This window comes from Sphingopyxis sp. PET50 (assembly GCF_025244705.1).
Classification (GTDB): Bacteria; Pseudomonadota; Alphaproteobacteria; order Sphingomonadales; family Sphingomonadaceae; genus Sphingopyxis.
On sequence record NZ_CP104207.1, the window covers coordinates 2,900,225 to 2,918,828 of the forward strand.

31 protein-coding genes are annotated in these 18,604 nt (G+C 61.4%); 23 read left to right on the forward strand and 8 right to left on the reverse strand.

Annotated features, from left to right (window positions below; translation table 11 throughout):
• The first annotated feature begins 4 nt into the window (after positions 1-4).
• The 23 genes from N0A20_RS15270 (at position 5) to N0A20_RS15380 (ending at position 15,593) form a co-directional block, all read left to right on the forward strand.
• The gene (locus N0A20_RS15270; protein ID WP_260581193.1) at positions 5-271 is read left to right on the forward strand and encodes a head-tail connector protein; all 267 of its coding nucleotides are present in this window, start codon (positions 5-7) and stop codon (positions 269-271) included.
• Positions 268-591, forward strand: a complete 324-nt coding sequence (locus N0A20_RS15275) for a phage head closure protein (protein ID WP_260581194.1) — start codon at positions 268-270, stop codon at positions 589-591. The genes N0A20_RS15270 and N0A20_RS15275 overlap by 4 nt, the downstream gene beginning before the upstream one ends.
• Complete coding sequence (locus N0A20_RS15280; protein ID WP_260581195.1) at positions 591-1,055, forward strand: hypothetical protein; 465 nt, start codon at positions 591-593, stop codon at positions 1,053-1,055. The genes N0A20_RS15275 and N0A20_RS15280 overlap by 1 nt, the downstream gene beginning before the upstream one ends.
• Before the next feature lies 1 nt (position 1,056).
• Complete coding sequence (locus N0A20_RS15285) at positions 1,057-1,461, forward strand: DUF3168 domain-containing protein (RefSeq protein WP_260581196.1); 405 nt, start codon at positions 1,057-1,059, stop codon at positions 1,459-1,461.
• A 120-nt stretch (positions 1,462-1,581) separates the two neighbouring features.
• Positions 1,582-2,028, forward strand: coding sequence for a phage tail tube protein (locus tag N0A20_RS15290; RefSeq protein WP_260581197.1), 447 nt, complete (start codon positions 1,582-1,584; stop codon positions 2,026-2,028).
• Positions 2,029-2,042: 14 nt separating this feature from the next.
• Positions 2,043-2,453 (forward strand): hypothetical protein, encoded by a 411-nt coding sequence (locus N0A20_RS15295; RefSeq protein WP_260581199.1) that lies wholly within the window; start codon positions 2,043-2,045, stop codon positions 2,451-2,453.
• Between the two features lie 32 nt (positions 2,454-2,485).
• Positions 2,486-2,641, forward strand: a complete 156-nt coding sequence (locus N0A20_RS15300) for a hypothetical protein (protein ID WP_260581201.1) — start codon at positions 2,486-2,488, stop codon at positions 2,639-2,641.
• 3 nt (positions 2,642-2,644) lie between these two features.
• Positions 2,645-5,851, forward strand: coding sequence for a phage tail tape measure protein (locus N0A20_RS15305; protein WP_260581202.1), 3,207 nt, complete (start codon positions 2,645-2,647; stop codon positions 5,849-5,851).
• A complete protein-coding gene (locus N0A20_RS15310) occupies positions 5,848-6,441 on the forward strand; it encodes a hypothetical protein (protein ID WP_260581203.1) in 594 nt (197 codons plus the stop codon). Before N0A20_RS15305 ends, N0A20_RS15310 begins: the two co-directional genes overlap by 4 nt.
• Positions 6,438-6,665: a hypothetical protein gene (locus N0A20_RS15315; RefSeq protein WP_260581204.1), complete on the forward strand. Its 228-nt coding sequence runs from the start codon at positions 6,438-6,440 to the stop codon at positions 6,663-6,665. The genes N0A20_RS15310 and N0A20_RS15315 overlap by 4 nt, the downstream gene beginning before the upstream one ends.
• A gap of 31 nt (positions 6,666-6,696) precedes the next feature.
• Entirely contained in the window at positions 6,697-7,290 is a 594-nt protein-coding gene (locus N0A20_RS15320) for a hypothetical protein (protein WP_260581205.1), read from the forward strand.
• Positions 7,287-7,697, forward strand: a complete 411-nt coding sequence (locus N0A20_RS15325) for a DUF6950 family protein (RefSeq protein ID WP_409574690.1) — start codon at positions 7,287-7,289, stop codon at positions 7,695-7,697. The genes N0A20_RS15320 and N0A20_RS15325 overlap by 4 nt, the downstream gene beginning before the upstream one ends.
• 69 nt (positions 7,698-7,766) lie before the next feature.
• The gene (locus tag N0A20_RS15330) at positions 7,767-9,548 is read left to right on the forward strand and encodes a phage tail protein (RefSeq protein ID WP_260581207.1); all 1,782 of its coding nucleotides are present in this window, start codon (positions 7,767-7,769) and stop codon (positions 9,546-9,548) included.
• A gap of 11 nt (positions 9,549-9,559) precedes the next feature.
• Positions 9,560-9,940, forward strand: coding sequence for a hypothetical protein (locus tag N0A20_RS15335; protein WP_260581208.1), 381 nt, complete (start codon positions 9,560-9,562; stop codon positions 9,938-9,940).
• A gap of 2 nt (positions 9,941-9,942) precedes the next feature.
• Complete coding sequence (locus N0A20_RS15340) at positions 9,943-12,000, forward strand: hypothetical protein (RefSeq protein ID WP_260581209.1); 2,058 nt, start codon at positions 9,943-9,945, stop codon at positions 11,998-12,000.
• Positions 12,001-12,013: 13 nt separating this feature from the next.
• Positions 12,014-12,784, forward strand: a complete 771-nt coding sequence (locus N0A20_RS15345) for a hypothetical protein (RefSeq protein ID WP_260581210.1) — start codon at positions 12,014-12,016, stop codon at positions 12,782-12,784.
• Positions 12,781-12,999 carry a hypothetical protein gene (locus tag N0A20_RS15350; RefSeq protein ID WP_260581211.1) on the forward strand — a complete coding sequence of 73 codons (219 nt, stop codon included), beginning with the start codon at positions 12,781-12,783 and terminating at the stop codon, positions 12,997-12,999. Before N0A20_RS15345 ends, N0A20_RS15350 begins: the two co-directional genes overlap by 4 nt.
• Positions 13,000-13,102: 103 nt before the next feature.
• Positions 13,103-13,303: a hypothetical protein gene (locus N0A20_RS15355; protein WP_260581212.1), complete on the forward strand. Its 201-nt coding sequence runs from the start codon at positions 13,103-13,105 to the stop codon at positions 13,301-13,303.
• Entirely contained in the window at positions 13,300-13,497 is a 198-nt protein-coding gene (locus N0A20_RS15360) for a hypothetical protein (protein WP_260581214.1), read from the forward strand. Before N0A20_RS15355 ends, N0A20_RS15360 begins: the two co-directional genes overlap by 4 nt.
• The gene (locus N0A20_RS15365; RefSeq protein ID WP_260581215.1) at positions 13,494-14,063 is read left to right on the forward strand and encodes a hypothetical protein; all 570 of its coding nucleotides are present in this window, start codon (positions 13,494-13,496) and stop codon (positions 14,061-14,063) included. The genes N0A20_RS15360 and N0A20_RS15365 overlap by 4 nt, the downstream gene beginning before the upstream one ends.
• The gene (locus tag N0A20_RS15370; RefSeq protein WP_260581216.1) at positions 14,060-14,311 is read left to right on the forward strand and encodes a hypothetical protein; all 252 of its coding nucleotides are present in this window, start codon (positions 14,060-14,062) and stop codon (positions 14,309-14,311) included. Before N0A20_RS15365 ends, N0A20_RS15370 begins: the two co-directional genes overlap by 4 nt.
• Positions 14,311-14,685 (forward strand): hypothetical protein, encoded by a 375-nt coding sequence (locus tag N0A20_RS15375; RefSeq protein ID WP_260581217.1) that lies wholly within the window; start codon positions 14,311-14,313, stop codon positions 14,683-14,685. The genes N0A20_RS15370 and N0A20_RS15375 overlap by 1 nt, the downstream gene beginning before the upstream one ends.
• 416 nt (positions 14,686-15,101) lie before the next feature.
• Positions 15,102-15,593 (forward strand): ImmA/IrrE family metallo-endopeptidase, encoded by a 492-nt coding sequence (locus N0A20_RS15380; protein WP_260581218.1) that lies wholly within the window; start codon positions 15,102-15,104, stop codon positions 15,591-15,593.
• Positions 15,594-15,950: 357 nt separating this feature from the next.
• On the opposite strand, the gene N0A20_RS15385 is transcribed toward N0A20_RS15380, so the two are convergent.
• Genes N0A20_RS15385 through N0A20_RS15420 form a run of 8 tightly spaced genes read right to left on the reverse strand, consistent with a single transcriptional unit; the run spans position 15,951 to position 18,491 of the window.
• Positions 15,951-16,133: a hypothetical protein gene (locus tag N0A20_RS15385; protein WP_260581219.1), complete on the reverse strand. Its 183-nt coding sequence runs from the start codon at positions 16,131-16,133 to the stop codon at positions 15,951-15,953.
• An 11-nt stretch (positions 16,134-16,144) separates the two neighbouring features.
• Positions 16,145-16,432: a hypothetical protein gene (locus N0A20_RS15390; RefSeq protein ID WP_260581220.1), complete on the reverse strand. Its 288-nt coding sequence runs from the start codon at positions 16,430-16,432 to the stop codon at positions 16,145-16,147.
• Entirely contained in the window at positions 16,425-16,604 is a 180-nt protein-coding gene (locus N0A20_RS15395) for a hypothetical protein (protein ID WP_260581221.1), read from the reverse strand. The genes N0A20_RS15390 and N0A20_RS15395 overlap by 8 nt, the downstream gene beginning before the upstream one ends.
• Positions 16,594-17,034, reverse strand: coding sequence for a Lar family restriction alleviation protein (locus N0A20_RS15400; RefSeq protein WP_260581222.1), 441 nt, complete (start codon positions 17,032-17,034; stop codon positions 16,594-16,596). Before N0A20_RS15400 ends, N0A20_RS15395 begins: the two co-directional genes overlap by 11 nt.
• Positions 17,031-17,303, reverse strand: a complete 273-nt coding sequence (locus tag N0A20_RS15405; RefSeq protein ID WP_260581224.1) for a hypothetical protein — start codon at positions 17,301-17,303, stop codon at positions 17,031-17,033. Before N0A20_RS15405 ends, N0A20_RS15400 begins: the two co-directional genes overlap by 4 nt.
• Positions 17,303-17,749: a hypothetical protein gene (locus N0A20_RS15410; RefSeq protein WP_260581225.1), complete on the reverse strand. Its 447-nt coding sequence runs from the start codon at positions 17,747-17,749 to the stop codon at positions 17,303-17,305. The genes N0A20_RS15405 and N0A20_RS15410 overlap by 1 nt, the downstream gene beginning before the upstream one ends.
• Positions 17,746-18,141 carry a hypothetical protein gene (locus N0A20_RS15415; protein WP_260581226.1) on the reverse strand — a complete coding sequence of 132 codons (396 nt, stop codon included), beginning with the start codon at positions 18,139-18,141 and terminating at the stop codon, positions 17,746-17,748. Before N0A20_RS15415 ends, N0A20_RS15410 begins: the two co-directional genes overlap by 4 nt.
• Positions 18,138-18,491 (reverse strand): hypothetical protein, encoded by a 354-nt coding sequence (locus N0A20_RS15420; protein ID WP_260581227.1) that lies wholly within the window; start codon positions 18,489-18,491, stop codon positions 18,138-18,140. Before N0A20_RS15420 ends, N0A20_RS15415 begins: the two co-directional genes overlap by 4 nt.
• Positions 18,492-18,604: the final 113 nt, after the last annotated feature.

Genomic DNA, 18,604 nt, shown 5'->3' on the forward strand with positions numbered 1-18,604 from the left:
TCAGATGGCGAAGGACCAGATCAGGGTCCGCCACAATGACGAGGACGCGCTTATCATGGGCTATGTTGTCGCATCGCTGGCATGGCTGGAGCGATACTGCGGCGACAACTACGATGTCTACGCGCCCGAACTTGATCAGGCGCAGCTTCTGCTGATCGCGCATTGGTATGAAAACCGTTCGACCGTGGATTCGGGTAACGTCATCCCGCGCGAAATCCCCTTCGCCGTTGAGGCGCTGGCCGGGCCGTTCCGGCTGCCGACGATCGCATGACGACGGCCGGGCGGAGGGATAACCTCGTCACCCTGCAACGCTATGCGGCGACGCAGGACGAATATGGCGAGGAAATCCAGACGTGGACCGATCTCGGCAAGGAATGGGCTGCAACCTTCTACGGCAACGGAACCGAACGCCGCGAAGCCGCAAAGGAACAGGGCGAGCAAGCGGCGACGTTCAATGTCCGCTCCAATGCGTTGACGCGCGGGCTGATGATCCGCGACCGCATCGTGTTCGACGGTGACAATTGGGATATTGTGTCGACCAGCCCGATCAGGCGCGCCGAGATCGACCTTGTAGCGAAGCGATCGACCTGATGGCCCGCGAAACGTTCAAGATGACCGGCTTCCGAGAACTAGAGCGAGCACTTGCTGAAGACCTCCCACGCGCGACGGCGCGCAATGTCCTACGCCGGACAGCGACAAAGTCGATGGAGCGCATCCGAACGAAGATGGAGCAATTGGCGCCGAAGGACGAAGGCGACCTTGCCGGCAGCATGAAGACGCAGAATGTCACGGCCAAGCGCGCGCGCGGATCGGTGCGCTTCGATCGGTCGTCCGGCGTTCAGGTGATGACCGGCCCCGCGCCCGAGGGTCAGTTGAACCGTTCGAACGCAGGCTGGCAGGAAGAGGGCACGGTCGAAATGTCGCCGAACCCTTATGCCCGCCCCGCCGCTGACAGCGAGGGCGAGGCCGTCATCAAAGAGGTTCGCGACACGCTGGCCGACGAAGTGAACAAGGCGAAGGCGCGCATTGCGCGGAAGGCTGCGAAGGGGCGCTGACATGGCCGACTTCGCAACCGCCTTCCATGACCGAGTGATTGGGAATGGGGCGGTTGCGGCTGACCTTGGAACGCAACTCTATGGGGGCGTTGTGGGGCAAAAGGCCGTCCTCCCATATGCGCGATACCACATCATCAGCGATCCGCGCCCGGAGCACTTGAAAGGTTATCAAGGATCGCGGCGCACTCGGATTCAGGTCAGCATTTTCGCCAAATCCTTCGGGGACGCGAAGCGGATCGGATCGAACATAGTGAAGGCCCTCGACGCGCCATGGTCGGCAACAGGTGGCCGGGTCGGCAGGGTCAAATGCGAAGGCCCGCGCGAGGGGCAAGGCGACGACACGCCGAACGGCTTCATCCATCACCAGATCGTCGAAGCGATCATGGAGCACACCTTCGCAGATTAGAATTCGCGCCAGCTTGGACCGGCTGGCCGTGCAGGCTTCAGGTCCGTTCGTTCAACCCGAGATTCCGCGTCGTGATGGCGCCGAGTCCCAGACCCTTCGGGGCAAGATGGATTTTTCAACATGGCAGAAACTGGCGATGCGTCCCTTGGTTACATGGGCGAAATGTGGCTTCACGACGGCGACGCGCTCTACGAGCTCGTGCAGGTCAAGGAGTTCGACGTTCCTTCCGGCGGCACGCGCGAACAGGTCGAAAAGACCCACCTCAAATCGCCCGATTGGCGGCGCGAATATCTGAGCGGCTTCTACGAAGACAGCGACTTCGAAGTCCTCCTCAACTTCCGCCCGCTGTCCGACACCGACGTCCTGCTCGAAGACGCGCTCAAGAAAGCCGACGTGCGCGCGTTCAAGGCGGTGCTGCCCGAAAACGGCGAGCCCGTCGCGCAGATCGAAGGCACCGCGAAATGCACCGGCTATTCGCGCGGCCGGGTGACCCCCGACGGCGTGATGGAGGCGACGGCGACTTTCCGCATCGTCACCGTCGAAGACATCGAGGTCTACACCTCATGACGGCGCAAAATCCCATGAAAGGCGAAACCGCCCTGAAGCTGAGTGATGGGCGCGAGTTCACACTCGTATCCGGCTTCAGGGCGTTCGTTATCGCCGAGAAGAACTACGGCGCGCCGATCGACAAGGTGCAGGAAGATGCTCAAGCGGGCTACCTGGGCGCGGGCGTTACCATCTTCCATGCCATGCTGGCTGTGAGGCATCCCGAAATCTCGATCGACGAGGCCGGGGAAATTCTGGTCGCGGAACGCGAAGCCGTGCTGGTGGCGATCAGCGAGGCCGCAGCCAATGGCGCGCCAAAAGCGAAGGCGGAGGGTAGGAAGCCGGGAAACGGAGCATCGGCTGGGACGAGTTCTGGTCGCAGTGGTGCGAAGCCGGCCTCGATCCGGAAACCTTCTGGGACCAAACGCTCCGCACCTTCGAGATAATCGTTGCCAGCAGGCTTAAGGCCGCGCGGGAAATGGCCGTCTCGACAGGTTACCACGCCGCCGTTTTTGCGGGCCAGCGCCGCCTCAAGCCGCTCGCCGAATATCTGCAAACACCATCGGAAAAGCGGCGTGACGGCGTTCGCAAGATGATCGCCATGGCGAAGTCCAAGATGAAGAAGAAGGAATAAGCGATGGCAGGAATGGCCGACGTCATTGCCAGACTTTCGGTTTTCTTGGGCCTGGACGTAGCCGCCTTCGAAAAGGGCGCCGACGTTTCGGAAAAACGTCTCAAGAAGATGGAGCGCGAGTTTGAAAGCTCGGGCAAGAAGCTTCAGGCTCTCGGCAAGAAACTGACCATCGCCATCTCGGCCCCGGTGGCGGCCGCCGGGGTCGCCGTCGTGAAGATGGCGGGCGACTTCGAACAGTCGATGATCAACCTTCGGATATCGTCGCAGGCCACATCGGGCGAGTTGAAGGAGATGAGCGAACTTGCCCTGAAGTTGGGCAAGGATACGATATTCGGCGCAAGCGACGCCGCCAACGCGATGGACGAACTGGCGAAGTCCGGCCTGTCGGCGAGAGACATTCTCGACGGCGCAGCGGAAGCGGCGGTAAATCTCGCTAGTGCAACGGGATCGGAATTGTCGCCCGCCGCGAATGCGATCACCGACACGATGAACCAGTTTCATCTGGCGACTTCGCAGTTGCCCGATGCCGTCAACCAGATCACCGGGGCGGTCAATCAGTCGAAGCTGGACTTTGCCGACTACGCACTTGCCATCGGTCAAGCCGGGGGTGTGGCGGGCGGTCTCGGCGTCGAATTTACCGACTTCAACACTGTCCTTGCCGCCACCTCGTCGCTGTTCGCCAGCGGCTCGGATGCGGGCACGTCCTACAAGACCTTCCTGACCTCGCTGAGCGGCAACAGCAAACAGGCAAAAGAGGCAATCGCCGCGTTCGGCCTGCAATTCTACGACTCAAACGGCGGCCTTCGTTCGATGGCCGAAATCGCGGAGGAATTGCGGACCAAACTGGCCGGGCTGAACGACGAAGCAAAGACCGAGGTGCTGAAGACAATCTTCGGCACCGACGCGATGCGAACGGCGATCGGGTTGATGAACCAAGGCGCCGACGGTCTCAATCGGATCGCCGAAGCGATACGAAAGACGGACGCCGCTGCTCAGGCGCAGGAGCGGCTCGAGGGATTCTACGGCCAGCTCGAGAACCTGAAAGGCGCCATTGAAACGCTGGCCATCCGCGTTGGGCAGAGCGGCGTGCTGGAAGTCGTGACGGCGCTTGTGACGCACATTGGCGACCTGATCGACTGGCTGTCCGAAGCGAGTCCAACGGTCCTCCGTTTCACCGCTCTTATTGCGGGCATCGCAGCGGTCGTTGGCCCGACTATCTATGCCATAGGCCTGATACGAGCATCCCTCGCGCCGCTGTATGTCCTCATCAGAACACAGCTCGTCCCGGCACTCACGCTGCTCAAGCTTGAGATTGCCGCGCTGGCGGTCGCCGGTGGCCCGGCTGCTGTGGCAATGCGATTGCTTACAGTGGCGTTCCGAGGGCTGCTGGTCGCGACTGGCGTTGGAGCGGCCATAGTCGCCCTAACGACTGTGCTTGATTACCTCATCTTCGGCACGAAAAATGCTGCCCAAGCTACGGAAGAACTCAACCGTCAGGCCGAAGCGGCTGAGGCGAACCTCAATTCCTATGTCGAAAGACTAAAGGCGGCGGGCGTCTCGACGGATGAACTTGGTCGGATCAGCGCTATCGCTTCGGGGAAAGTCGACAAGCTGTCCGACAGTTACAATCGGGCGAGTGTCGAAGCCCACAGAATGGCGACCAACGCAAGCCTCGCAACGATCGAGATACTGAAGCAACAGGCGGCAATCTCATCGTCATCCAAAGCGAGGCAAGCCCAATTCGAGCGAGACTTAAGTTTCGCGCGCGGTGCCGATCCTGACAATCGCTCACGCGTGCCCAATCGCACTCAGCGAGTCGACAAGCAGGTCGAGGCCAATCTCTTGGCAGCAATTGAGGCAGAAAAGCGAATTCAGCGGACCGCCGATGCCACTCAAGAGGCCGTAAAACTGGCGCAAGGCGCGGGAATTGGCCTTCAAGGTTCCGGCACTTCTGGCACCCCCCAAGCGCCAGCAGATGGTGGCAGCGACAGCAACGGCTCCGGTCGCAGCAGCAGCGCGAGCGGTGAAGACCCGCTCGATGCAAAATACCGCACCGAACAAGACATGCGCGCCCTCACGATCGAGGAACTGCGGGCGCGCGAACAGTTGGCTGCGACAGCCGAAGACCGCGCGCTGATCCAGAATGAAATCTTGGCGCTGGAACGGACGGGACGAGAGGCCGAGGTAGCCGAAGCGGTTCGCAAGAAGGAGATTACCGCCGCCGAGGCGAAGGAACGGCTTGCGATTATCAAGTCCCTGTACGGCCAATCCGTCGCCGAAGACGAATCCGGTGACATCATCGTCGAAAAGCAGAAGTCTCTCTATGGCGAGTTGCAGGCGAGAGAGCAGGCCCGCGATGCCGAGCAGGACCGGGCGACGGTCGCGCAGGCTGAATATGACATTGCGAGACGCGCCCTTGACCACGCCTATGATTTCGCGCTGACCCAAGGCGAGCGCCGCGAACTCGCTCTTCAGATGCTGGAACTCGAAGAGCGCCACCAGCGCGCAATACTCGATGGCATCTTGGCGACGGAAGCCGTTGGAAGCGCCCGGTGGCAGGAAGCGAAGCTTCTGAGGGACGCGCTCGACCAGCAATTCGCCGACCGTCGCGATGCCGCCATGCGCGACACAGAATCCCCGATGGAAAGGTATCGGCGCGAAATCGACCTGACCGCAGCGCAAATGAACGAGGCTTTCGAGGATATTCAGGTCCGTGGTCTGCAATCTCTCAACGACCAGCTTGCCGATGCGATCGTCAATTTCAAGTCGCTCGGCGATGTCGTGAAGAATGTGTTCAAGCAGATGCTGGCGGATATCCTTCGCTTGCAGCTTCAGAAGAACCTGATCGAACCTATCGTCAATTTCCTTGGCAATCTGGGCGGCGGCAAGGGCACCGTCTTCCTCCCCACGGGCTCGCACGAAAGCAGCCATATTCCCGGCTTTGCACGCGGGACCAGTTTCGCACCAGGCGGACTGTCCCTTGTCGGCGAGCGCGGGCCGGAACTGGTCAACCTCCCGCGCGGGGCGAGGGTCACTCCGAACAACGACCTACGCAGTATGGGCGGAGGGATCGCAACCATCGTCCCTTCGCCTTATTTCGATGTCGTCGTGGATGGTCGCGTCATGAGGGCAGCTCCCGGCATCGCTCAGGCCGGTGCGGTCGGCGGTGAAGCGCGCGTTCGCCAATCGGCAACGCGGAGGCTCGCGTGATCGAATTGCCCGATGGCGTTGTGCCGAACTACGTCAAGCCGACATTGATCGACTTCGGCGGCGTGCTTCGTCCTCCCCTTGGCGGGCCGATCCAGCGCATCAACCGGTTGGGCAACCGCTATCGCGTGGACGTTGGCCTGCCCCCGATCGAGAACCACGATCTTGGCCGTGTCGTCGTCTCCCGGCTGTTGCGGGCCAAGACCGAGGGACTGCGGATCGAATGGCAACTCGTCGGCGTCGATCAAGGCTCACCGGGCTTTCCGGTCGTTGACGGGCCCGACCAGGCCGGGGCCGCGATCCAGTTGAAGGGCATCCGGACGGGCTATGGCGCCAGCGAGGGATATTGGCTGTCGATCGAAAGCGGCGGGCAGCATTATCTCTACTGCACCACAGCCCCGGCGAAGGAGGACGGGAGCGGCGGGATTGAACTCGGGCTTGTTCCGCACCTTCGCGTGTCTCCCGGCGACGAGGACGCCGTTCATTTGCAGAAACCGATGATCGAAGGGCTGGTCGTCGGCGACGAATGGTCGTGGGACTACAGCCTTGAACATCACGTCGGCATTCAGTTTTCGATCGAGGAAGCCGCATGATTCTCTACGCCCGCACCATCCAGCCGAATTATCCGGTGTCCTCAGAGCATGGCGTTGTCAAAATTCAACGCCATTCGGCATTGCTGAGCAATGGATTGGTCATGGACCTGCCCGCTGGCGAGGTTCCATCGAAAGGCGGTTTTCTGACCTTTTCTCCGGATGATGGCTACAAGGTCGAGGCGGGCCCGACCGAAAATACCATCGGGCTGGGCTGGGTTCGCTAGGCCATGGACATCGCAACGCTGGCTAGGCCTCGTGAAGATCGAGTTGCCGGATGCGACCTTGCGCCTGTGCGACGGGGCATTCGTGAAGTGGGACGCGGAAACCTTCACAGCGAGCGATGCGGATTTCGGTGCGATCGGCGCCATGCAATCGGTCGAGGAAGGCGTAGGTGACGAGCTTCCCGCTCTGCAAATGACGTTCCTGCCCAATTCGACGGCTGCCGCGGCGGACCTGTCGCAGCCCGAGTTTCAGGGGTGCCGCGTCCGCATGTGGATCGCCGAAGTCGATTTGGAGACAAACGAGGTCTCCGGCGCGCCGTCGCTGGAATTTGACGGTCAGGTCGACAGCACCGTTCTGATCATCGACGTGGGCTCGCGCGAACTGGATATGTCCATCGTGCCGAAAGCAGAGCGGCTTTTCCTGATCAACGAAGGCAACACGCTCAGCCCGCGGTTTCACAAGTCGCTGTTCGTCGGCGAACTCGGCGAAGACAATGCGACAGGGGTCGGCGTCGGCGTGGCGTGGGGCACCGCCCTGCCCGCCCAGACTTATGGGACGGGCTTTTCCAACGGAGGCGTGGGCAATGGCGGTGGGGGCAGCCGGACATGGCTGGACGCGCTGCGATGAACCTTGCTGAGCGCGCCGCCGCAACGCAGGCGACCTGGGAAAAATACAAGGGGCAGCCTCACGATTGGAAGGGGCCAACATGCGCTCACGTCCTTCGATCGCACCTTCGTGCAATGGGGTACAAACCACCTAAAATGCCACAGTTTCAGTCGCCGGTCGGCGCAAGGCGCGCACTGAAGCAAATGGGAGCAGACGACCTGTTGAGCTTGATGCCCGTTCTCGGGCTGCTGGAAATCAAGGTGGCAGAGATGATCGTCGGGGACATCGCAATCCTGCCCGGAGACGAAGGATTCGACGCGCTCACTATCTGCGCGGGCAACAAATTCATAGGGTTTCACGAAGAGAGCGACGGCTTCACGGCAATGGAAATCACTCGTTCTGCGGTCAAGGGGGCGTTTCGGGTATGAGCAAGGTGCTCAAGGTCGTCTCGGCGATTGCCGGGGTCGTCGCCCTTGTCCCATCTCCGATCCAGCCCTTTGCGGCTAAGCATTGCGGCTGTCGCAAGTATTGGCGCCCAACTCACTGCCAAGAAGCCACCCGCCCAAGGCAGCGTCAACAACGTCACGATCGACCCGAACGCAGCATCGCCCTGCATCATCGGACGGACCTATTACGGCGGCGTCCTGCGCCACGATGTCGGTTACGGCGGCAAGGTCGGCAAGGTACAGAATCCCTATCGCGGGATGGTGATCGACTATTCGGTGTGCGGCCCTCTTGAAGGGCTGGTGTCGATGCACGCCGACTTCGTGACTGTGGGTTTCAGCGGCTCGGCTGCGACCGGCTATTATTCGACCTTCATGTACCGGGATTACCAGCTCGGGGACACGCCGGAATCCGCCGCGCTGTCTCCGCAATGGGGCGGAATGCCCGGCTGGGGATCGTCCCACAAACTCAGCGGCAAGGCGGCTATCCTATGGTCGCTGAAGTTCGACAAGGACGGAAAGGTCTATACTTCCGGCGTTCCGCAACTCGGGGCCGTCTGGGATGGCGTGAAGGTCTATGACCCACGTCTCGACGACACTTACGACGGAGGTTCTGGAAGCCACCGCAGCGACGACCGGACGACGTGGGAATTCAGCGAATGGCCCGACGACCACGCCCTGACCTACGCGATCGGTCACTGGTTTTCGGGCAAGAAGATGTTCGGCATCGGCCTGCCGATCGACAGCATCGACGTCGACGCCTTTGTGGCTTGGGGCAATGTCTGCCGCACCAACGGCTGGAAGGTCGGCGGGGTCATATTCGAGCCGGGCGACCGCTGGGCGAACCTGAAGCGCATCATGGCGGCAGGGTCCGCAGAGCCCATCTTCTCCGGGGGAATGCTTTCGGTCAAATATGACGCTCCCCGCGTGTCGCTGGTTACGATCACGCCCGACGATTATGCCGACGGGGCCTACAGGACGCCGGGGATGCAGACATGGCGGGAGCGTCTGAACACGATCATCCCGAAATATCGCTCGCCCGATCACAAATGGGAATATGTCGAGAGCGACGCGATCACCTCATCTACCTATCTCGACGAGGACGGCGAAGAGAAGATCGACACCTATCAAATCGACCTTTGCCAGGAGAAGGATCAGGCTGCGCAACTCGCGGCTTACAAGCTGGTCAACGGGCGCGAGATGTTCCCGATCGAGCGCAACCTCAAACCCGAGTTCAGGTTCTACAGACCCGGCGACATGGTGACGATCAACGATCCGGAGGGAGGACTGATCGAGCAGGATTGCGTCATCGTGCGCCGCTCTGTGGACCCGCAGACACTAGCCGTGCGCTGGGTGCTGACGAGCGAGACGATTGGCAAGCATGAATTCGCATTGGGCAAGACCGGGACGGCACCTCCGACACCGACGCTGCTGGACCCTGCCGACAGGGACGCCGCCGCCAATATCAACAACGAGGTGAGCGGTGCCCGCAGGCTGGTTTCGCAGTCGGTGGTCTATCCGATCACCAGCGACGACGACAGCATCACGATCAGCGCGTTTGTCGGCGTGATCAACGACGGCAGGTCGATCAGCTTCCCATCGGATAGCGTGACCGGCCTCGCAAACGGCACGGAATACGCATTGCTCTGGCACATCGCCGACGAAGAATACTCGGCGGTCGAATATCCGGCTGAGACCGAAATGGCCGACGCGTCATTCGTGTTTCTCGGCTGGGTTTCGACTTCGACCTCAGGGACATTCCCCACGCCTGACCCGCCGCCCGGCGGATGGGGGGGCGGCGGGTCCTATCCACAACTTCCCGAAGTTTCCCCTTAGGAGGATCGACGATGGCAGTTCCTGCAACGTGGCCGCGAGAGATTGCGGCGGCGGGCGGCGCCTATTGGCCGCTGTCTCTCTTCAACGACGAGCCGTTCGTTCGGGTCGTGACTTACGAGGGCGTCGATTACACGACGGCGGTCTTCGAGGGCGGTGTAAGGGCGGCATTCGAGGAATCGAGCCCGATGCTGGCCCCGTTCGATTTTGCGGCCGAGCTTGTCGGAAGCGATACGGTCGTGACCGTTTCCATCGCGGAATATGACATCGGCATTCTACGCGGTGGCTTTGATCCGGGCGCGATCGAGACGCTGTTTTTCAACATCAAATGCACGCCGGACGGGGGCGACAAACTCACGCACTTCGCCGGCGAATTCAAGCTTCAGGGAGCCTGACGATGGCAGACATGACCGCGACTGTCGGACGGCCTCCGGTTGTCGTCCACTTCGGCGAGAACACGGCGGAAGCGATCCGGCAGCGTCAGTTGATCGAGGCGATGCTCGAAGACGAGGGCATCAACGACGTCGCCGAAAACATCGAGAACATCAACGCGGTTGCGGACAGTATCGCCGACGTGGGCGCCGTTGCCGATGATCTGAGTGGAGCGAACACGATTGGGGCAATCGCCCCCAACATCGCTGATGTCGCTATCGTCGGCGGCAATATCGACAACGTTATCGCCGCCGCGGGCGCAGTGGACGACATGGCCGCGATCGTGCCCGCGCTCCCCGACATCGCCGAGGTCGCCGCAACGAGCGGATTGGCGCATCCCTTCGACCTCGTTCCCAACGAGCAGAAACCCGCTGCCTTCCGGTTTTTGAGCGACGATAAATTCTCTCTGGGGACAATATACAATGACGGCTCTTGGAACCTGACGCTCGACGAGGCGAGCGGCGCTTATCTACAGGTGAAAGCCATGGTCGAGGCGGCGGGCTTCGTGGATGCCCATCCCTTCGACCGTCCATCGGCGGGAGGTTCGGTCGAAGGCAGTCCGCAGCCTAGCGTCACCGGTCTGATGATCCGCTCAGCGGACGGCAAGGCGCTGTTCGGCGTCGATGGCACGGGCGCCTTCTACATCGGATCCTATGATCGGCGTATTGCTGCCGCTGTGACTTTTGCTGAAAGCGCCAGCGCCAAACCGACGCTTCCGCTGGTACGCGAGGAAAGCGACCAGATCGTCGCCTATTATGGTTCATCGACCGAAATTCTGACTGATGAGGGTAATAATCGCTCGCCGTCGATAGTCGGTAATGAGATACTGTTTTTCTCGGATCGGTTTCGTGGTGCACTCGCGCCCTATCGCATGAACCTCGACGGCAGCGACCAACGGGCCCTTCTGCGCGACGTGACGATGTTCGCCTTTGGGCAGCAGGGCCAGTCGAACAGCCGATCACCTGTCTCGTCCCCCGCGATCACGACGACGCCTCCGCATCCGGGCGTCGCGCTGATGCTCAGCGGCGGGCCGGTTTTCTCGGGCGCGACCAGTTCGCCATCGGCAGTGTTCACCGACCTTCAATCGGACAACAGCGTCGAGACGGTGGCGCCATCCTATGTCGCGTCGATCGTCGATCAGCAGGCCGCCGACTATCCCGAGCAAAAGTTTGTTGCCTTCGGCAACGGCAACCCCGGGATAGACTATGCTGGGCTCAAGAAGGGGACCGCCGCCTATAACGATATCCTCGCCCAGACGGCCCGGATTGTCGCTCTCGGCGGCAATGTCGTAGTTCCCGGCTTCGTCATTCTCCACGGCGAGGCGGACGCGACGAGCACGACCTATGACCTGATGCTGACCGAATGGCAGAGCGATACCGAAACCGACGTGCAGGCGATCACAGGGCAGAAGGAGCCGGTCTATTTCTTCGTAACGCAGATCGCGGCGGGAACGGTATCGGGGCTACGCTCGCGCTTGGGGCAACTCAAGGCTTCGGTGAATAATGACAAAATCGTCTTGGTCGGTCCCGACTATATCTTCGAATATGTCGACGATCTGCACTTCACGCCCGATGGGAACCGGCTGAAGGGCGAGTACATCGAAAAGGCGATCCGCGCCGTGATCTTCGAGGGGCGCGACTGGCGCGGCGTCAGTCCGCGCAGTTTCATGCTCGGTTCGGATTACGTGGACGTTCGTTTCTGGGTGCCGGTTGAGCCGCTGGTTCTCGATACGGCGCTCTGCACTGATCCGGGAAATTACGGATTCACCTATTCCGACGCGGCAGGGCGGACGATCAGCAGCGTTGCGGTCCAGTCGTCCGATACTATCCGCGTCACCCTATCCGGGGCCATCGGGGCGACTGCGATCCTTAGCTACGCCTACGACAACAGGACCGACACCCACAGCGGCCCGACTGACGGGGCGCGCGGTTGCCTCCGCGACAGCGACCCCGCGCTCTCGCGCTGGGACGGAACGACGCACCTCTACAATGCGGGTGCGATTTTCAGCCAGGCTTTGAATTGAGGAAGGTCGAACAATGACGCGCATCTTTACCTCCGACCAGGACGCCACTGGCGACCTCCCAGCCTTCGAGACACTGGCGAGTTATCGCTCGGCGATCGGCGCGCTCACTGGCTTGCGGGCGTGGTACAGCCCGTGGTCGCCGGACGATCGGATCGACGTCTCGACCAAGATATCGCAGCTCGACGACCTCAGCGGGAACGGTTTTCATCTGGTGCAGGCCACCGACGCCAATCGCCCGCTGATCGGCGAAAATGCGTTCGGCGCAATCAACGGGACCGACCGCGACGGCATGGATACGAGTGGCGCGTCAGCTCTCTATCTCGAAACCGTCGGCAATGTGTTCGATGGCACCGGCGACTGGACCTACGCGGTTCTCTGCAAGCCAGAATCGACGGCGGGCTGCGTTATCAGCAGCACAGGCACCCAGATCATCAACCAGAATAGCGCAACGAACCTGCGAATGAACGGCACTCAACTGAGCGTCACCAGCCCTACGAGTATCCAGAACAAAATATGCAAGATACTCGCGACCCACAGCTTTCCCGGCGCGGGCAATGTCAGCCTTTGGATGGAGGTCAACGGCGTCACCGGCACGGCGACGCCCGCAGGGTCTGGATCGGTGCCGGGCACGAACCATCTACGCGTCGGCATTCACACCACGCCCTCCACGGGCCTGTTCGATGCAATCTATGGCGACATCATCATCATTAAGGGCATCGCCGACGCCGACGACCTGCAACTCATCCGTGACTATTTCAGCTTCCTGTACGACCTGCGCTCATGACCGCGGGTCTAGATTTCAGGATCGCCGATCCATTGCGGCTGATCGGGCCAGATGAAGGCAGCGGCAACGGAAGCTACCACAAAAGCCAGCGCGATAAGGCACGCGACGATGGCCGCCAGTCTGTACGTTTGAGAGGGCTCTTTGGTCACCGCAGGACCGTGCCACAATTCGGCGGGGCCAGTCAATTCGACGTGGTCGGCATGGGGATCGTGTGATGTCCGCCCTCCCCTCCATTCTCGGCTGGCTGGCCGCGCTCGTCGCCACGGCAGTGATGCTGCTCATTCTTTGGTTCAACACCGGTCCCGGAGGAGGTGAGACATGACGCCAGAAGTAATCACCGCCTTCGGACAGTTTGGCCCGCTTGGCCTGATGATCGCCTATCTCGTCTGGCGTGAAAAGGACGTGTCGGCAAAGCGGCGCGAGGCCGATGTTGCGCGCGCGGCGGCCGATATCGAATTGGCGAAGTCGCTCTCGGCCCTGACCGTGACGATCCAGCATCTCGACCAGAGGCTGAAATGAGCGCCGACGTCAACATCGCGGCCATCCATGCCGTGCGCGACGCCGCGACCGCGCTGACACTCGCCTGCGCCGAGATCGTGGGTCCGGTTTCGATGGCAATTTCGCTCCCCGGTGTGCGGTCGCTCGGCGAGCCGGTGCCGCCAGCGATGAGGCGCCAAGTGCGCAAAATTCAAGACAAGGAACGGAACCGATGAACCGAGCAGAATTTTTCGCGTCGATCCGCCCGCGCATCGGGCCTTTCACGCAAAAGCAGGTCGCAGGGATCGAGCGCGTCCTGAATGCCGCAGCGGGTGCGCCGCTGTCGCATCAGGCTTACATCCTCGCCACGCCTTGGCACGAGACGAACAAGACCATGGAGCCGGTGCGCGAAGCCTATTGGCTGTCCGAGGAATGGCGCAGGAAACACCTCCGCTACTACCCTTGGTACGGGCGCGGCGACGTGCAACTGACGTGGGAGGACAACTACCGCCGTGCGGACGCCGCCTGCGCCGCTGTCGGCCTCTGCAAGCCGGGTGAGATACTGGCGAACCCCGACAAGGTGATGGAGCCTGAAATTTCCGCCTTCATCATGCGCAAGGGCATGGAGGGCGGCTGGTTCACCGGCGTGAAGCTGTCCGACGTATTGCCGATGAAGGGCGTCGCCACCCGCAAGCAGTATATGGACGCGCGGACGATCATCAACGGTCGCGACAAGGCCGATCTGATCGAGGACTATGCGCAGGTTTTTGAGCGCGGTCTGCGCGCGGGCGGGCTGTCGTGACCCGCAAGTGCATCCCCCTCACCGACCACGGCAGCGAGATCGCTCTGCTCGGCATCATCGCCCTTGGCGTGATGATCCTCGCTGGCATGGCGATCGCGGCCGACAAGGCGGGTGAGGCATCGGCGTGGACCGCTGTCCTGATGGCGATCATCGGCGCGATCAAGGAGCGGTGGCAGAGCCGCAGCATCGACCGCATGGGTGACCAGCTTGCCGCGGCTCCTCCGCCGACCAAGGACGGGGAAAACTGATGGGCGCCATCCTCTACACCGTCCTTGGCCTCCTGTCGGGTCTCAGGGACGCCCTGAGCGCCGCTGGGCGCTATCTGACCGCAAACCCTACCCGGATAGCCTTCGCCCTCCTGACGGCCCTGTGCGCCTTCCTGAGCTGGCGCCTGTCAACCGTGGACGCGAGCCGCGACGCATGGCGGACCAAGGCGCAGGGTTATGAGGCCGCAGCCAAGGCCCTTGTGGAAGCGAACGCGGCGGCGAGCGCGGCGGGAATCGCTGCGGCCGGACAGACGAAGAAGGATATCGACGATGGCAACGAACGTGCGCGGGCCGCTGCTGCTGGCAGTGACGATCCTCTCGGCTCCGCTTTTGGCGAGCTGCGCAAAGGACGTTGAGCTTGCCCCGACTAAGCCATGCGGCTGAATTGCTGACGTGCGCGGACGAGCCTGAGGCTCCTGTCCTTCCCCTGCCCGGCATCGAGCGCGACAAGCTTGTGCTGGATTACCTGCTCGGGATGCGGGCGGCTTGGGGTGACTGCCGAGCGAAGGTCGATGGCGTCAGGGCTTGGGCTGAAGCCCTGCCTGACTAGCGGCATCCCGTGACCACACCACCCGCAACTCGGGCGGCTTTCGATTCCGCCTTTGCCGATCTCGATCATATCGGTGACGTCAACGAAATGATCATCGGGGTAGTGGGTCAGTTTGAAATCTTCTCGCGCTTTTTATGGGACCTATATACCTAGCTAGCCGCGCTCCCGGCGCCTCCCTTGCCACCTGACTCGAAAGGGGCCATATAGGGAACGGAGAAAGATATGCCCGCTGACTATGATCGCGCCAAAAGGGCCGCTCGCGACCTGTTGGCGAAATACAAAATCACGAAAGCCCCCATCGACCCTGAGGCCATCGCTCAGGCGGAGGGCATCGACGTTGTTTACGCCACGTTTAACGGCCAGATTGGCGATCAGGTCGCCGGATATTCCGAGCCGATGAACGGCCGTATCGTGATTAATCGCGATCTACATACCAACCGAAAGACATACACGATTGCCCATGAGCTTGGGCACCACATGCTGCATAAGGATTATCTGGACGACGAAGGCGCTTATCAGGTTTTCCCACGCATGCAGTCTTATGACGGGACACCCAAGCCGCCGGAAGAGCAGGAGGCAGACGCCTTCGCTGCTGCGCTGTTGGTGCCGCTTGATTTGCTGAGAAAATACGTCGATTTTGCCAGCCCATCTGAACTTTCCCGTATGTTCCTGGTGTCGAGGGAAGTCATTTTGAATCGGATGAAGTGGCTGTAAATTGAACGCGCCGACCCGAACTCAAGGCACAGGGCGCTCAATCCCAACGCCAAGGTCGAGAACGCCTTGTCGGGGGGTGGCCGGAGTTAGAGCCGTTCCTGCACTCATCCTATTGTTATCCTTAGAAAAAGGGGGGCCGGAGTTATCATAGCCTTTGCGACCTTTTTCTGGCTAGCTAAGTATATAGGTCCCTTCCTTCCTTTTATGTTCGCAAGTCCTTCGGGCTACTCGAACAACCCCGGCGCGATCATCATCGCCAGCCCGACGAAGGTAGCGAAGCAAGCCATGATGCCGAGCCGGATCGCCCAGCGTTCACCTGTGGCCACGGGGTCGTTCATAGGGCGAGGGCTTTAGGCATCAGGGCTGCGAAGCATTGATCACCGCCGCGCCGATCAAGGCCCCGACAATGAACGGCGACAATGCCAAGATCAGCATCATGACCTCATAGACGTTGCACTCTTCGGAGGGCCTTAAATGGTAGTGCTTCCATATGATCCAGCGGTTGCGGTACTGGTAGAATTTGCGGCGCATCGTTTTCATACCCCCTCCTATCACTTATCGACCGGATCGCGAAGAAGGTCACCCGTGGCGGCAGAGAGGGCGGCGCGGGCTTGGCGAAGGTACTTGTTGCGCGAAGGTTCGCCGAACCAGTCAAGCGAGAGGTTGATCTCAGCAGCCATGGCGCGGGCGGCAGCAAGCACCGCCTCATCGCTCACCATATAGGCACGGACGGCAGCGGCGATGCGTTGAGCCTCGCGTTCGTAGAGCGGAAACGGAACCTCGCCATTCTCGTCCCATGCGGCGACGATCACAGCCGCCAATTTATCCTGCTTATCCATTATCGCTCTCCGGGGTGAGAAGGTGGGCGTGGGCGGCTCGGACGCGTTTTAAGCGCTGCTCGGTCGAGCGGTGCGGATAGTTGAAGGCCAGCAGGCGATTGAACTCCTCGCGCTCTCTGGACAGCCACGCCGCCAGCGCCTCCCGCGTCTCGAACACCGGATCACCCTTCACGACCGTCCTCCTGCTTGGGGCCAATAGCAATTTGCGCTTTTTGCAAATTGCTCGGTCGAGGGTGGGCGAGGAGGGCGGCATTCTCGCGCGCTACATCTTCCAGCGCGAGCCGCCAGACTGTGGCGCCAAGTTCGATGCCATCCTGAATGCGGACGCGGCAATGTTCGGACTGCTCGCGAATATGCTCTTCCAGCACCGCCACCCTCTCCCTGAGGGCGGCGAGTTCGTCGGCGGCTTCCCCGCGTAGGGAGGAGATTTCGGCGCGGGCATTCCATGCGGCGATGGCGTCGGCTTTGGGGCGCACGAACTGGTAGGCGCTCGCCTGGCACCCGGTGCAAAGGACCCGGCCAATATCTCGGCCATCGGTGAAGCCCGATTTGAACGCCGCGGCGCCACCACAGAACGGACACGGTTTCAGGTCGCCGCTCATTGCCCTGCGCCCTTCTCTTTGTCGGGGAGATTGGCAGCGATGGGGAATCGGCCGTTCCGGACTCCGCGATGATATTCGGAGTATTGAAGCTCCCCGCGCGTGACGCAGGCGTGGACGGTGGTGGTTCCGAACCATTCAGCGTCAGGGGCGTCGCCGCGCCAACCAGCGCCGCGCTTGGTCCAGTACCCGCCCTGCATGCGGACAAGACCGCCATGCTCCGCGGCAAAATCAATGCAGGCCACCATCGTTGCCGAAAGGGGTCTCGCCATCACTCCGCTCCTTCGTTGAGGGCGGCGAAGGTTGCTTGCACTGCCTGTTGGACGTCACCGCCAGACATACTTGCTCGCTTGACGGCCTCATCTTGAGTATACCGACGTGGTTCGCCTTCTTCGTCATAATCGACGAAGAAATGAGTTTCCGTCCATTTCGCCAACGCCTCCCGCATCCTCTCTCCGCTGGTCGGGGGAGCGGTTAGGGCGGCGAGCCTGTCAGCGATATCGAGCGGGTCCGTGTCGAGAACGCCGCTGGGAAGCACCATGTCGTAATCGTTCTCGAGCAACCAACTGGAAATGGCGCGCAGCCAGGCTTCCGCTTCCTTCCCGACGTCTTCGGGGAGGGAGTGAGATTGCCTGTGGCGGGCAGCGACCCGCCGCGCCATTTCCACCATCCCCGGTGTTGCCTCAACCATGGTCGTCTCCTTGTGATCGGGGGTCATGCGAACATATCCATCTGGACGGGAACGAGGCCGTCAGCCCATTCGAGCATTTCGCGGGCCTCCTTCTGCATTGCGGGGTCGTCGAGATTGGCGAAGTCGCGGTGGAGGCGTTCGACCTGTTCCTTGATCGCGGCCTCGCGCGTCGGATGGAGCGGGCCGTCGTCAGTCATGGGGCTGCATGACCCCCAATGATCGCCGCTAAAGAATTGAAAGCCCCGCGAGCCCCGCCAGCCGTCCGACGATTCGCAAAGATCAATCTCGACACGCGCAACGCCGCACCAACCCTTCTTGTCGCGCTCCATGCGCAACACCTCAGTCGGGCAATAGACGCCGTGATCGTTCTTCTGGCCGGGGATCCAGTCGTCCTCACCCCCTCTGCTCGCGGGGGTCATGGCCTTGGGTCCGTCGAAGCGTTGGATGCTTTGGCGCGGAGACTTGCTGCGACGATAGCAAGGGCGGGGGTGGCGGCATTGCCCTCAACGTTGGGGCCACGAAGTCTCGATGCCGTCATCTCGACATGCCCACCAGACTCGATGGTCCATTCCCAGCCGGGCGGGACCAGCATGGTCGCGGCGCTTTCATATGCGTCCGCTGCGAGCATCCGGTTCATCTGATCGGGGACCGAGCCGAGAATGAGAGTCGCGGCCTTGCGGATCAAATCCGCGCTGTCGCACGGCAGAGCCTCCACCCGTTCGATCAACTCCCGCCACCCTGCGGTATCGGGTTGCGTCTCATCGCTCATAGTCTCTGCTCCCTGTTTGTTGCACGAAGGACCTCAACCAGCGTCCGCGCCAATTTCACCTGCTCCGAATTGAGGTCGGAAATGTCGAGCACTTCCGGCTCAAGCCCGATAAC